At 52.5% G+C, this 13,746-nt stretch carries 10 protein-coding genes; all 10 read right to left on the reverse strand.

Going from position 1 to position 13,746, the window contains the following annotated elements; translation table 11 throughout:
• Positions 1-35: 35 nt before the first annotated feature.
• The 10 genes from IPI86_RS16370 to IPI86_RS16415 all read right to left on the reverse strand — a co-directional run bounded on the left by IPI86_RS16370 (position 36) and on the right by IPI86_RS16415 (position 13,745).
• The gene (locus IPI86_RS16370; RefSeq protein ID WP_345299085.1) at positions 36-1,730 is read right to left on the reverse strand and encodes a nucleoside kinase; all 1,695 of its coding nucleotides are present in this window, start codon (positions 1,728-1,730) and stop codon (positions 36-38) included.
• Positions 1,731-1,948: 218 nt separating this feature from the next.
• Positions 1,949-3,064, reverse strand: a complete 1,116-nt coding sequence (locus tag IPI86_RS16375) for a 2-dehydropantoate 2-reductase (RefSeq protein WP_345299086.1) — start codon at positions 3,062-3,064, stop codon at positions 1,949-1,951.
• Between the two features lie 96 nt (positions 3,065-3,160).
• A complete protein-coding gene (locus tag IPI86_RS16380; RefSeq protein WP_345299087.1) occupies positions 3,161-3,805 on the reverse strand; it encodes a histidine phosphatase family protein in 645 nt (214 codons plus the stop codon).
• Positions 3,798-4,745 carry a glycosyltransferase family 2 protein gene (locus IPI86_RS16385; RefSeq protein WP_345299088.1) on the reverse strand — a complete coding sequence of 316 codons (948 nt, stop codon included), beginning with the start codon at positions 4,743-4,745 and terminating at the stop codon, positions 3,798-3,800. Before IPI86_RS16385 ends, IPI86_RS16380 begins: the two co-directional genes overlap by 8 nt.
• A gap of 22 nt (positions 4,746-4,767) precedes the next feature.
• Positions 4,768-6,459: a glycerol-3-phosphate dehydrogenase/oxidase gene (locus tag IPI86_RS16390; protein WP_345299089.1), complete on the reverse strand. Its 1,692-nt coding sequence runs from the start codon at positions 6,457-6,459 to the stop codon at positions 4,768-4,770.
• A 79-nt stretch (positions 6,460-6,538) separates the two neighbouring features.
• Positions 6,539-8,038 carry a glycerol kinase GlpK gene (glpK, locus tag IPI86_RS16395; RefSeq protein WP_345299090.1) on the reverse strand — a complete coding sequence of 500 codons (1,500 nt, stop codon included), beginning with the start codon at positions 8,036-8,038 and terminating at the stop codon, positions 6,539-6,541.
• Between the two features lie 125 nt (positions 8,039-8,163).
• Positions 8,164-9,786: a peptide chain release factor 3 gene (locus IPI86_RS16400; protein WP_345299091.1), complete on the reverse strand. Its 1,623-nt coding sequence runs from the start codon at positions 9,784-9,786 to the stop codon at positions 8,164-8,166.
• 119 nt (positions 9,787-9,905) lie between these two features.
• Positions 9,906-12,173 carry a catalase/peroxidase HPI gene (gene katG, locus IPI86_RS16405; protein WP_345299092.1) on the reverse strand — a complete coding sequence of 756 codons (2,268 nt, stop codon included), beginning with the start codon at positions 12,171-12,173 and terminating at the stop codon, positions 9,906-9,908.
• Positions 12,174-12,232: 59 nt separating this feature from the next.
• On the reverse strand, positions 12,233-12,676 hold the full coding sequence (locus tag IPI86_RS16410; RefSeq protein WP_345299093.1) for a Fur family transcriptional regulator: 444 nt from the start codon (positions 12,674-12,676) through the stop codon (positions 12,233-12,235).
• Between the two features lie 298 nt (positions 12,677-12,974).
• Positions 12,975-13,745, reverse strand: coding sequence for an aquaporin (locus tag IPI86_RS16415; RefSeq protein ID WP_345299094.1), 771 nt, complete (start codon positions 13,743-13,745; stop codon positions 12,975-12,977).
• Between the last annotated feature and the right edge of the window lies 1 nt (position 13,746).

The following is a 13,746-nucleotide window of genomic DNA, read 5'->3' on the forward strand; positions in this document are numbered from 1 at the left end:
AAAACCCCGAGTTTTTGAAGCTCGGGGTTTTGCTTTTAACCTCTCCAGATCTTGAAATCTTTCAAACTCGAGCCGCCCAAAAATTCACGAACGATGGAGTTGGCGGGGATCAAACTTGCATCCAATGGCAGGAACCATTCGAGGAAGGCAAGCAGCCTTCTGGCTTCGATGTACTCAGGTGAGCGATGTTGCACCTGCCGCAAAAGCGGCTCAGCTAATTGTTTGAGTGCCGCAAGTTCATACACCAGCGCAGAGTTGAACATCACATCCGCGTTTTCCTGATAAGGGAAGATGTGTCGCTTTTCGCCGCGGCGAACGGATTCCCAGCGGCTGATGGTCTGCGTGGCGGAATATCCGCGTTCGCGCGCGTCGCGCACCATGCGGCGGATGAGACGGGTATCGGTGGTGGAAACTCTATTATGGCGATCCAGGTTGAGTTGTGTCAGGGCGGAGACATAGACCCGAAACGCCGCACCAGACCAACGGTCAGGGATGAGGCGGGGGTTCATCCCATGAATGCCTTCGAGGATGAGCGGCTGTCCCTCTTTCAGTTGGATGACGTCACCCGTCTCGCTCATTCCTGTCTTGAAGTTGTATCTCGGCAATTGGACTCTTTCGCCGTTTAGCAGTTTCTCGATATCCAGCGCGAGGCGGTTTAGATCGAGTGCTTCGAGGACTTCAAAATCGGGACTGCCATCTTCGCCGAGCGGTGTTCTTGCGCGATCAATAAAATAATTATCCAGTTCGAGCGGATAGGGCGAGATGCCGCGCGCAAGCAGTTGGATGGCAAGGCGGCGCGAGGTGGTCGTTTTCCCCGAAGAGGATGGACCCGCGATCAGGATGATGCGCGAATTTTTGTACGCGATCTGCTGCGCGATGTCAGCGACATTTTGTTCGTGGAGTGCTTCCGAGACCATGATGATTTCATCAGCGCGGCCTGCCACAATGGCATCGTTCATGGAACCGACGTTATCAATATCGAGGCGGGTCAGCCAGTTTCCATATTGACGGAAGGTGCTCAATAATTTTGGATAATCGCCCATCGGCTCAAGATGTGTGGGCGCATGGCGGCGTGGAAATTGAAGGGTGAAGCCGCCCTCGATGGGATTAAGGTCAAACCAGCGCAAATAGCCCGTGGACGGAACCATGTAGCCATGCAGATAATCCATGCGGCCATTGAGAATGTAGAGCGTGAGATAATCTTTTTGGCGATGTGAAAATAAACGGACTTTGTCTGTGTAGCCAAGTTTTTCAAAATATTGAATGGCTTCCTGAATCGGAATTTGTTTACGCTCGAAGACCTGATCATCCTCAACAATTTTTTTCATGCGGGTCTTGAGCATATCAAGTTCATTATGCGTCAGCGCCTCGCGCTCAGTGACCTGACAATAAAACCCGCCCGATGAAACGGAATGGTCAATGGTGAGTTTGGCTTTTGGAAAAAGCTCGGCGAATGCGATCTCAAGCAGGAAAATGAGCGAGCGGCGATAGATACGTGCGCCATCGGCCCGGTCCATGGTGACAGGGGTGCAATCCGATTCGCGCTCAACGGGGTAGGTCAATTCGTGAATTTCGTTGTTGATGATGGCGGCGACGATGGGTGCGCCAAAATCATCTTTGACTGCGCGAAGGAACTCCCCCACCTGCGTGCCGCGCGGGCCTGACAGGATGCGTCCATCGGAGAGATGGAGTTCGACGTTTTGGTTTTGGGGAACGATTTGAATGGTCATTTTGGGTTTCAGGTTTCAAGTTACAAGTTTACAGGTTGGCAGGTTTGAAAGTTTGTTTTGTCAACTGGGAATGACTGAGAAAAAAAAGGTCATCAATTCAAGGGAGAGTTCTATGAAAGAGCCCAGCAAACGAAAGCGGTCTTAACCACGCCACCTTCATACATTTCACCAAACAACCCAAATTGATAACGACCATCCAATTCAACATTATCCATATTTCACTTTCCAACCTTCAAACTTGTCAACTTTTCTAATCTTTCCAACAACTTCTCCGGCTGCCCCGCAAACTCTTCCAGCGGAATTTCCTTGTTCGTCAACGCCAGCAGGGTCGTGGTCAGCACTTCGTTGACGGGGGTCGGCACGCCGCGGGCTTTGCCTTCGCGGACGACCGCCCCGTGCAGGAATTGGATCTCGCTTTGGCCGCGGCCCGAGTACAGGTCAATGTGGAAGGAGGGCATCTTGCCGCCGCGTCCACTGCCTGCGGCGCGGGAGAGGAAGGGCTTGGACAGCCAAAGCGGCAGTTTCGTGGCCAGCGCCAGCAATTTGACGGGCGTGCCGGGCAGGTCCACCACTTCGAGATTCTGCGCCTTCATCACATCAAGACATTCCTTCAGCATGGCGATCTCGAGTTTATATAATTTTCGATTCGCAAAGACTTCTGCGGCAGACATGTTCAAGATCGCCGAGGTTGGATTCGCAACAAGGTTGGTCAGCATTTTCGACCATTTCATGCTGTGCGCTTCGGGGTACAAGCGGCAATTGAGATAGGCATTCTGGAACGCGGCGACGAGTTTTTCCGAGAGGGCATGTCCCGCTGCGATGCCCGTGCCGCGCAATTTTTCGAGGACGATATCCCCCGCTCCCCTTCTACCGATGGCGGTTGTGACCGTGCCATAAATGACCTTGTCTGCGCCGAGGGCTCGGGCAATGGCCTGTTCATTTTCCACGCCATTCGAGAGGCATAGAATGGGCGGAAGTTTTTCCGCAAAGGGTTTCATCCCCTCCAGTGCGGCGGTGGTATCGAAGGATTTCAAAGCAAAGAGCGCCACATCAAAGGGACCGAACTTCAAGGCATCTTCCAAAGACGGCTCAATGACAAAAGAACGCGGTTCGACCACAAAAGCATCTTTGGTCTTTCTTCTTTCATCAATTGTCAAATCCAAGCGCAAGCCGCGCTCGCGCAACTGCTCCACCATTTTGGGTTGTTCCACGAAAACGATATGATGACCTGCAAGCGCAAGCGACCCGCCATAATATGTCCCGATCGCGCCCGCACCGAAGACGAGGACTTTCAATTGATCTGTTGCTTTTACATTGGAAATGGATGATTGCAAAGCTGCCTCTATAAAATTTTTATCTACTGGGTATTCGTAAATTGTTGATCATAGTCTGCACTGTCGAAATACGTTCTCGTTCCGCTCAGGACGAAATCAATCCGTATCCTTCCAATGCATGTGATCGTTGAGCTTATCAATTGCCCAGCGATGTTGATGTGGGTAATACATCAATTGGGCAAAGGCGGTATTTCCAAAACGAAATCGCGTGCCCGCATTGTTGGCTTGCGGAGCAACTCCCACTACGGCATGCATGACCTGATTCAACAATCCGCCGTGTGAGACGATCAAATAACGGGCAGGCTCACGTTTAAGCAATTGATGTAACGCCTGTCCCGCGCGCAGGAACAACTCCCAATCCCCTTCCCCGTCCACACCGACGGGATCGTACGGCGTGGAAAAAGCGGGATGCTGGAAATTCTGCCGCACTTCATGCGCGGTGAGTCCTGCAAATTCACCGTTGTCGCGCTCCAGCCACAGCGGGTCAAACTCGACCTTTAGATTCATCACCGAAGCAACGATCTCCGCCGTTTCCTTCGCGCGCACCAGCGGACTAGCGATCACAAAGTCAAATTTCGTGCCTTCCGCTTTCCAGCGCTCGGCCAGTGCGCGTGCCTGCGCGCGGCCTGTGTCGTTGAGCGGGAAATCGGCCTGTCCCTGCCAGCGCGATTCGGCATTGCCCACCGATTCGCCATGACGCAATAAAGTTATATAAAAAGGTTGAGGGCGAGGATCATTCATTCTTTTTCTCCCCTTTGATCAAATAGATGGGTCTGCGTTTGACTTCCTGAAAAATATAACCGACATAGATGCCGATGAAACCAAGCAGGGCCATCAACATTCCGCCCACGATCAGGATCACGAACATCAATGAACTCCAGCCCGGCGCAAGATTGGAAGTTTGCCCCGTTATCCAAAACGAAAGGACATACAGCATCTCCACCAATGCAAGGCAGAGCAAAATTCCACCAAGACTCAAGCCCACATAAAGCGGCACAAGTGAAAATGAAAAGACCGCATCCATCGCAAGGCGAATCATTTTATTAAGCGAATATTTCGAAACACCGCTGATGCGTTCTTCGGGCTGATACGGCAGGATCACCATTGAAAAACCGATCCACGAAACCATGCCGCGTAAAAAGCGATGATATTCGGGCATGGCTTTTAGCGCATCGAGTGCAGGGCGCGTGAGTGCGCGAAAGTCTGCCGCGCCGGGCAGCACCTGCGTACCGCTGATAATATTGATCAAGCGATAGAACAGGCCCGAGGTCCATTTTTTGAACGACGCGGGCTGGGCTTCATCCATGCGCTGGGTTTGCACAATGTCGTAACCCTGCGCGATCAAATTCAACATTTGTGGAATCATCTCGGGCGGGTGCTGACCATCGCCATCGAGCGTGATCGCCATGTCACTGCGCGACGCATCCATACCCGCCGTCAGCGCGGCCTGATGCCCAAAGTTGCGGCTGAGTTGGAGCAGGATCACTCTCGGGTCGGCATCCGCTATTTTTCGGAGCGTGGCAACTGTCCCGTCGTTTGATCCGTCATCCACATAAATAAAGTGAAAATCATAAGCAAGCGAATCGACCACATCACAGATCCGCTTGTGGGTGTGTTCGATCACGCCATCTTCATTGAAGACGGGAATGACAAGATCAACGGTTATTTTTTTGGAAGACATTGGCAGGATTCTACCATGCGCCTCAAAGCTGGACCCCGTGCCTGTCTCGGAGTAAACGGAGAGTTCTCTCCGCCTCGGCAGTTTTCTGCTCACTGCTCCAGCCAAGCGCATCCCCCAATACGTCGGCAGTTTCCAACACGATTTCTTTCGTCAGGCGGCCGAGCATAGCAAGCATGGTGCGGCGCAAAAGGAGATCGTCAAGACGGGAAATTTTTTCATATTGAGCAAGGAACATGATCTCGCGCCGTGTGTAGGAAGGCAGCGTTTTCAGCGGTTCATCTTCGGCGCGCTTCATAAATGTAGCCACCGCTTCAGTGCGCGAACCATAACGTGAATATAAAACTTGAAGTCTTTCTTTTTCAAGCCCGGTCCACGCGGCGAAGCCTTCGATCTGGCGCTTCTGTTCATTTTCATCGGTGGAAAAACCGCGCCCGCCGCCGATGGGCAAATCACGCGTATCCTTTTGGCGGGGCAGGCTGAAGAATGTCAGCACCTTGTCTGTCACCTGTTCCGAAAACGCGCGGAACGACGTCCACTTGCCGCCGACGAGCGAATAAATGGGGAAATCCAAATTTGTCCAATCGCCGTTCAACACTTCGATATGATGATCGCGGCTGTATTGACCTGTGGTCTTCGCCCCGCTGCTGCCCAATGGACGCACGCCCGTAAAGCGGAAGACGATCTGTTCGCGTGTGACTTTGATATCAGGAAAAACGCGCGCAACCAAACCAATGAAATAATCCACTTCCTCATCGGTGCAATAGGCTTCATCGGGGTTATCGATCTTGATATCTGATGTGCCGATCATCACACGATCCTGCAAAGGGAAGAGCAGCACAATACGGCCATCCTTGTTTTCAAAAAAGAATTCGTTTTCGCCGATCGCCGCGCGCAATTCAGGGTGATCGATGACGACGTGCGAACCCTTCGTCCCACCGATGGAGCGGGTGGAAAGCCCCATGCTGTGGTTGACGAAATCGATCCACGGGCCAGCGGCATTGATGACAAGCTGCGGACGTACTTCATAGGTTTGGTCGGTCAACTCATCGCGCAGGACGATCGTATCCTTTTCGCCTTTCACCATGCTGACGTAATTCAACGCGTGCGCATGAGGGTTGTCGGCTTCTCCATCCAGCATCACTTCCAATGCAAGCCGTTCAGGGTTGGAGATCAAACCGTCATAGTATTTGGCAGTATTCACAATTTCAGGATTCAAGCGGCTCCAACGACTCAATGATTCAGAGCGGGAGAAGAATTGATGGCGCGGCACCGTGCGGGTGTTGCCCGTGTAAGCGTCATACATGATCAAGCCGAGCTTGATGATGATCGATCCGCGTTCGGAGGGTTTATCGAGCCAGCCCAAAAATTTCAGCGGCGCATTGAGCAGCCCAGAAAAATATTTGAAGATCGGAATCGTCGTCGGCAGCGGCTGAACAATATGCGGCGCATTCTGGATCAAGCGGTTGCGCTCCCCCACCGCCTCGCGCACCAGGCGAAACTCGCCGTTCTCCAAATAGCGGATTCCGCCATGCGCCATGTGTGAAGAAGCCGCACTCGCCCCCGAGCAAAAATCACCGCGATCCACCATCAAAACATCCAGACCGTTCAATGCCAGGTCACGGAATGTGCCAATGCCATTAATACCCGCACCAACGATCAGCACGGAGACTTTTGGGTTTTCTTTTAATTGTTCGAGAATTTCATTTCGGTTCATTTTATTTTCCAATGTCAGGTTCAAGGTTGAAGGTTTCAGGTTGGGAACTTGCAACATTCAACCTGCAACTTGTAACGCATTATTCAACCCAATCAAATGTGCGCGTGACTGCTTTTTTCCAACCTGAGTATAAACCCGCACGCAGGCTCACATCCATTTTCGGAGTCCATTCCTTGTCCTTGCCCCAGTTGGCGCGGAGTTCATCGTAATCCTTCCAAAAGCCGACCGCGAGTCCAGCCGCGTATGCCGCGCCGAGGGCCGTTGTCTCTGCTACTTTCGGGCGCACCACAGGCACATCCAAAATATCAGACTGGAATTGCATCAGCAATTCGTTGAACACCATGCCCCCGTCCACTTTCAGCGCGGTCAATTTCACGCCCGAGTCTGCTTCCATCGCATCGAGCACCTCGCAGGTCTGATAGGCCGTCGCTTCCAATGCCGCCCGCGCGATATGCCCCTTCGTCACATAGCGCGTCATTCCCACGATTGCCCCGCGCGCATCCGACTTCCAATACGGCGCGAACAAACCTGAAAACGCAGGGACAAAATAAATGCCGCCATTATCTTCGACGGATGAAGCCAGCGTCTCCACCTCCGCCGACGACTGGATCAGTCCCAAGTTATCTCTCAGCCACTGAATCAGCGCGCCCGTAATGGCGATCGAACCTTCCAGCGCATAAACGGCTTTTTGATTTCCTATTTTGTAACCGAGTGTGGTCAGCAGCCCCGATTTCGAAGGGACAGGAATCTCGCCCATGTTCATCAACATGAAACAGCCCGTGCCATAGGTATTCTTCGCTTCACCCGCGCTGAAACAGGTCTGCCCAAAAAGCGCGGCTTGCTGGTCACCCAAATCGCCAGAGACTGGAATGCCTTGTAAGATGCTCGCGCCATCTTGAGCAACAGTGACATGACCATATACCTCAGACGATGACTTGATCTCAGGCAACATCGCACGCGGAACGCCCAGCAGGTTCAAAAGCTCATCATCCCAATCGAGAGTGTGCAAATTCATTAATAGCGTGCGCGAAGCATTCGTCACATCGGTAATATGGGCCCCGGTCAAATTCCAGATGACCCACGAATCCATGTTGCCAAAGAGCAGATCCCCGTTTTCGGCTTTGGCGCGCGCGCCTTCCACGTTATCCAGAATCCATTTTATTTTAGGGCCTGAGAAATAGGTCGCCAGCGGAAGTCCCGTCTTGGAGCGCAGCCTGTCCTGTCCGCCCACCTCAGCCAGTTCATTGCAGATGACATCCGTCCGCGTATCCTGCCAGACGATGGCGTTGTACACGGGCTTCCCCGTGGATTTATCCCACACCACCGCTGTCTCGCGCTGATTGGTGATTCCGATCGCGACAATGTCCGCGGGTTGAAGCCCGCTTTTTTGCAGGGCGCCTTTCATCACTTCCTGCGTACGCTCCCAAATCTCCAACGGATCGTGCTCCACCCAGCCTGGCTTCGGGTAAATTTGACGGTGTTCCTTTTGATCAACAGCAAGGACGTTCCCCCCGTGATCGAAGATGATAAAACGGGTACTGGTCGTACCCTGGTCTATTGCAGCAACATATTTTGGCATGGCATCCTTCCTTGGGTTAATTGTAAAACAAAACCACAAAAAGATGGCTGCAGATCCAATCAAACATACTTATCTTTAAATCAAAAACGGCGGTTGAAACAACCGCCGTTCATTTTGTATTTGGATCAATTCTCTGTGATATCCACGAACCGCAATTCTGGATTTTTATCCGCAAAATACTTAAGGAAGAAGGGAGTGCTGAACAGCGCTGTCCATTCGTTGCGTGAGTCGCGTGCAATAATGACCTCGCTGCGCTGCGGCATGTTCTCAATGGCCGAGTCGGGTCCCTTGATCCAGCGCATGAGCACGTGAGGCAATCGTTCCAATTCGGTGGGGACATTGTATTCGGCTTTCAAACGCGCCTGCACCACATCGAATTGCAATTGACCGACCACCGCGAGGATCGGTTCGCGCTTGAATGCATTGACGTTGTACAGCACCTGCACCGCGCCTTCGCTTTCCAATTGTTGAAGTCCCTTTGAAAATTGTTTCTGCTTGCCCAGGTCGGTGTTTCTCAGCAGGGCAAAATGTTCGGGCTGAAAACGCGGGATCGGAGCAAACTGAACCAGTTCCCCCGTACAGAGAGAATCGCCGATGGCGAATTCCCCGTTGTTTGGAATTCCAAGTACATCGCCGGGGAAAGCTTCGTCAATGATCTCGCGTTCGCTGGCAAACAGTTTATACGGGCGAACCAGCCGCACGGTCTTCCCGCTCTGCGCGTGGACAAGGTCCATGCCGCGCTCGAAACGCCCCGAACAAATGCGCAAAAAGGCCACACTGTCGCGGTGTTTGGGATTCATATTGGCCTGGATCTTGAAAATGAAGCCAGAAAAATTCGGATCTTGTGGAAAAACTGCTCCCCCGTTGCTCAAATAAGGCTGGGGCGGCGGAGCGTATTTTACGAACGTATCAAGGAAAAGACGCACGCCAAAATTAGTCACCGCACTGCCGAAGAAGACGGGGGTTTGCTTTTCCTTCAAAACGCTTTCATGGTCAAAGACAACTCCCACTTCATCGAGCAGATGAACGCTTTCCACCAATTCCTCATAACGCTTCTGCGATAAGACATTGTTCTTCATGAGGTCATCCAAAGTCATGAATACTTCGGGAGCCATGCGCTCATTGCGTTCGGTGCGTTCAAATAAATATACGCCTTCAGAAGCGCGATCATATACCCCGCGAAATTCAGGGCCATCACCGATCGGCCAATTCATCGGCACAGGCTCCATGCCCAGCACTTTTTTGATCTCATCCAGCAGTTCAAGCGGGTCGCGGGCGGGACGGTCCATTTTGTTGATGAAGGTAAAAATGGGAATTCCACGCTTGCGGCAAACTTCGAACAGTTTGAGTGTTTGCGGCTCAATGCCTTTGGCGGCATCGATCACCATCACAGCACTGTCCACTGCAGAAAGGGTACGGTAGGTATCCTCGGAAAAATCCTGATGTCCGGGCGTATCCAACAGGTTGACGATGTTGTTTTGATAAGGGAATTGCAGAATGGTCGAGGTGATGGAAATACCGCGCTCGCGCTCCATTTCCATCCAGTCGGATGTGGTCGAGCGCTGATTGCGGCGGGCACGGACATTGCCCGCTAATTCAATGGCATTGCCATATAAAAGCAGTTTTTCTGTCAGCGTAGTCTTGCCTGCATCCGGGTGAGAGATAATGGCAAAGGTCCGGCGCGCGGCGATGGATTCGCTTAATGGGGTATTTGAAACAGGCGTACCAACTGATACTTCTTCTTGCATAATTTTTTCTCCAAAGCTTACAAAGGCTGTGGATTTTAGCATAGATTTTATGGATGATAAAACGAAAAAGCTGACTGGCATTTGCCCAGTCAGCTTTTTATATCAAAACATTCTACCAGTTAGGCAAGGTCAAAGCGGTCGAGGTTCATGACCTTGTTCCAGGCGGCGACGAAGTCACGCACGAACTTCTCCTTGTTGTCGTCCTGGGCATAGACCTCGGCGAGGGCGCGCAACTGTGAGTTGGAACCAAAGACCAAATCCACGCGGGTGCCGCTCCACTTGACTTCGCCGGTCTTGCGGTCGTGGGCATTGAAAGTCTCGGCGGCTTCCGAAGTAGGATGCCAGACAACGCCCATATCCGTCAGGTTGACGAAGAAGTCGTTGGTCAGCTTGCCAGCCTGTTTGGTAAACACACCATGCTGTGCCCCGCCGACGTTGGCGCCAAGCACACGCAAGCCGCCGACGAGTACGGTCATCTCGGGTGCGCTCAGGGTCAGCAACTGCGCCTTGTCCACCAGCATTTCCTCCGCAGAGACCGTGAAGGTCGTCTTCTGGTAGTTGCGGAAGCCGTCCGCTTCGGGTTCGAGAAAGGTGAACGATTCCACATCGGTCTGGTTTTGTGAAGCGTCAGTGCGGCCCGGTGTGAAAGGCACTTTCACTGAGTGACCAGCCGCCTTAGCTGCGGCTTCAACCGCAGCACAACCACCCAACACGATCAGGTCAGCCAGCGAAACCTTCTTGCCGTCAGACTGGGCGCTGTTGAACTCTTTACGGATGCGCTCCAGCGTCTTGAGCACCTTCGCCAGTTGCGCAGGCTGATTGACTTCCCAATCCTTTTGCGGAGCCAGGCGAATGCGCGCGCCATTGGCACCGCCACGCTTGTCCGATCCTCTAAAGGTGGATGCCGAAGCCCAGGCTGTAGAAACAAGCTCCGACACAGAAAGACCCGAAGCTAGTATCTCCTTCTTCAATGCGGCGATATCCTTCGCGCCGATCAACTTGTGGTTGACCGCAGGAACGGGATCCTGCCAGATCAGGTCTTCCTTTGGGACTTCCGGTCCGAGGTAACGGACTTTGGGACCCATATCACGGTGCGTCAGTTTGAACCAGGCGCGGGCGAAGGCATCTGCAAACGCTTTGGGGTTTTTGTGGAAGCGACGCGCGATGGGTTCGTAGATCGGGTCGAAGCGCAGCGACAGGTCAGCCGTGGTCATCATCGGCGCGTGCTTCTTCGATGGGTCGTGCGCGTCGGGAATCATGTGTTCGGGCTTGCAGTTCTTCGCCTGCCACTGTTGAGCGCCAGCGGGACTCTTGACCAGTTCCCACTCGTAGCCGAAGAGCATGTCGAAGTAACCCATGTCCCATTGGGTGGGATTCGGTTTCCACGCGCCTTCGATGCCACTGGATGTGGTGTGGACGCCCACGCCGCTGCCGAGGCTATTCTTCCAGCCCAAGCCCACCTCTTCCAGCGGAGCGGCTTCGGGTTCGCGTCCGACCAGTTTCGGGTCGCCCGCGCCGTGCGCCTTGCCGAAGGTATGTCCGCCCGCGACAAGCGCGACGGTTTCTTCATCGTTCATCGCCATGCGGGCGAAAGTCTCACGCACATCAATGCCCGAAGCGACAGGATCAGGTTTGCCATCCGGGCCTTCGGGGTTGACATAGATCAAGCCCATCTGCACGGCTGCCAGCGGGTTCTCCAGGTTGCGCCCATGCATCTTCCCATCCGCCGTGTCGTCGGACACGAGCACCGCGCCCTCCTTTTCGACGCCCTCGGAACCGTGGGCGTAGCGAATGTCGCCGCCCAGCCATTTGTCTTCGCTACCCCAATAGACATCTTCCTCAGGCTGCCAGATGTCGGCGCGTCCCCCGCCGAAACCGAAGGTCTTGAATCCCATCGACTCCAGCGCCACGTTGCCTGCCAGAATCATCAGGTCAGCCCACGAGAGTCTGTTTCCATATTTCTGTTTGACGGGCCAGAGCAGACGACGCGCCTTGTCGAGGTTGACGTTGTCGGGCCAGCTATTGAGCGGTGCAAACCGTTGATTGCCGGTACCGCCGCCACCGCGTCCGTCTGCGGTGCGATACGTTCCCGCGCTGTGCCAAGCCATGCGGACCATCAAGCCGCCGTAGTGACCCCAGTCCGCAGGCCACCACTCCTGCGAGTCGGTCATCAGTTGGGCCAAGTCTTTCTTGACCGCAGCTAAGTTGAGCTTCTTAAATTCTTTGGCGTAATCGAAACCAGGATCCATTGGGTTGGAAGCGGGCGCGTGCTGGTGCAAGATGTTCAGGTTCAGTTGATTGGGCCACCATTCGCGGTTGGATGTTCCCCGGCTGGCAGAGGTCATGCCAGCGTGTCCAATAACAGGGCATTTGCTTTCTTCGCTCATTTTTATTCTCCTTTTGGAAAAAAGTTAACAGTTGTGATCAAAATAAAAAAGAGAGGTATTTATTTGCTCTTTTTTTGACAATCCGGGCACAATCCATAAAAGTCAAGTTGGTGTTTTACAACGCGAAATCCAAAGTTGTTTTCAACCTCCTGAACAATCTTCCCCACAGCTGCGTCAAGTTCCCCATCCATAATTTTTTGGCATTTCATGCAGATCAAATGCGGATGCGGATAAGGCTTATTGCCGTCATAATGGCTGTCATCACGCAAACCAATCTCAAGCACCTCACCCACTTCTTTCAGAAGATCAAGTGTCTTGTATACAGTAGCGAGACTCATGGTTGGAAACTGCACCTTGATCTGGTTATAAAGTTGGGATGCGCTTGGATGGCCCTCGCTCGCGGCGATCAAACGAATCAATTCCACCCGTTGTGGAGTTATACGATATTGTCTTTCCTTCAGCTTCGCAATTAATTGCTCAAACCTAACTTGCGGATCATTCATGTTTACTCATTATGGATAATTATTCTCTACAAATTATTATTATCAATTATAGCGATTCAGTTTCATTAAGTCAAACTTACACGTTGAATAAGCATCGCTTGAGCAAAGTCCAGATTATGATGAGCGCTTTTGCAATAAATTGTTTCCAATATCCAGCACTATACTTTTACAACACTCACAATGAAATTGTACAACCTTATGTCGACTATTACAATTTAAGCTGCTATTCGACATTTAAAATAAAAGCAGTTCCCGGGAAACTTATACGGGAACTGCTTCACTTCTAACTTCTTACCTTTTACTTTGTTGTCTTACGTGCAGCAGATTTCTTCTCAGCTTTCGCAGGCATTTCTTCAACAACAGGTTCTTCAACCACTACCACTTCTTCCTCTTCATCTTCTTCGATTTCGTCGGAGCTGGTGAAGAAGTTATACACAAGCACGGCAAGGGTTGCACCGATCAACGGGCCGAACAGATAGATCAAATAGGTGTTCGGGTTGGTAATGCTCGGGAGCGAGAAGATCGCGGGGCCAAACGTGCGCGCAGGGTTCAATGAAGCGCCGGTGAAAGGTGCGCCAGCCAGGATCGCAAAGGCATACGTTGTGCCGATGGCCCAACCTGCAAAACGTCCGCCCTTGCCGCCCACAGCAGTGTGCAGGATCGTGTTCAACAGGAAGAAGGTGAGAACCGCTTCCATCACCATTGCCAGGATGGGAGCTTTGTCTGTCAGCGCACCAACTGTTGCACCAGCATCAATGGGACCACCCAAAGCATCCAGGAATGTCTTAAGCAAGAACGCCGCCAAAATCGCACCTGCAAACTGCGCGATCCAATAAAAAATGGCCTGCCCCCAAGTCACAACACCCTTCAACGCGAGGCCGAAAGTCACTGCAGGGTTCACATGCGTTCCGGAGATATGTCCGTAGGCATAGGCGAACACAGCCAAAGTAAAGCCATGCGCGAGAGCCACACCAAGCAGCCCCGCATTAACGATCCCCGCACTCATGCCGACAAACACCAGCGCGAATGTGCCGATGAATTCGGCAAGAAATACTTTCGAATTGAACATT

It is taken from the genome of Candidatus Villigracilis affinis (assembly GCF_016705895.1).
In the GTDB taxonomy this organism is placed as follows: Bacteria; Chloroflexota; Anaerolineae; order Anaerolineales; family Villigracilaceae; genus Villigracilis; species Villigracilis affinis.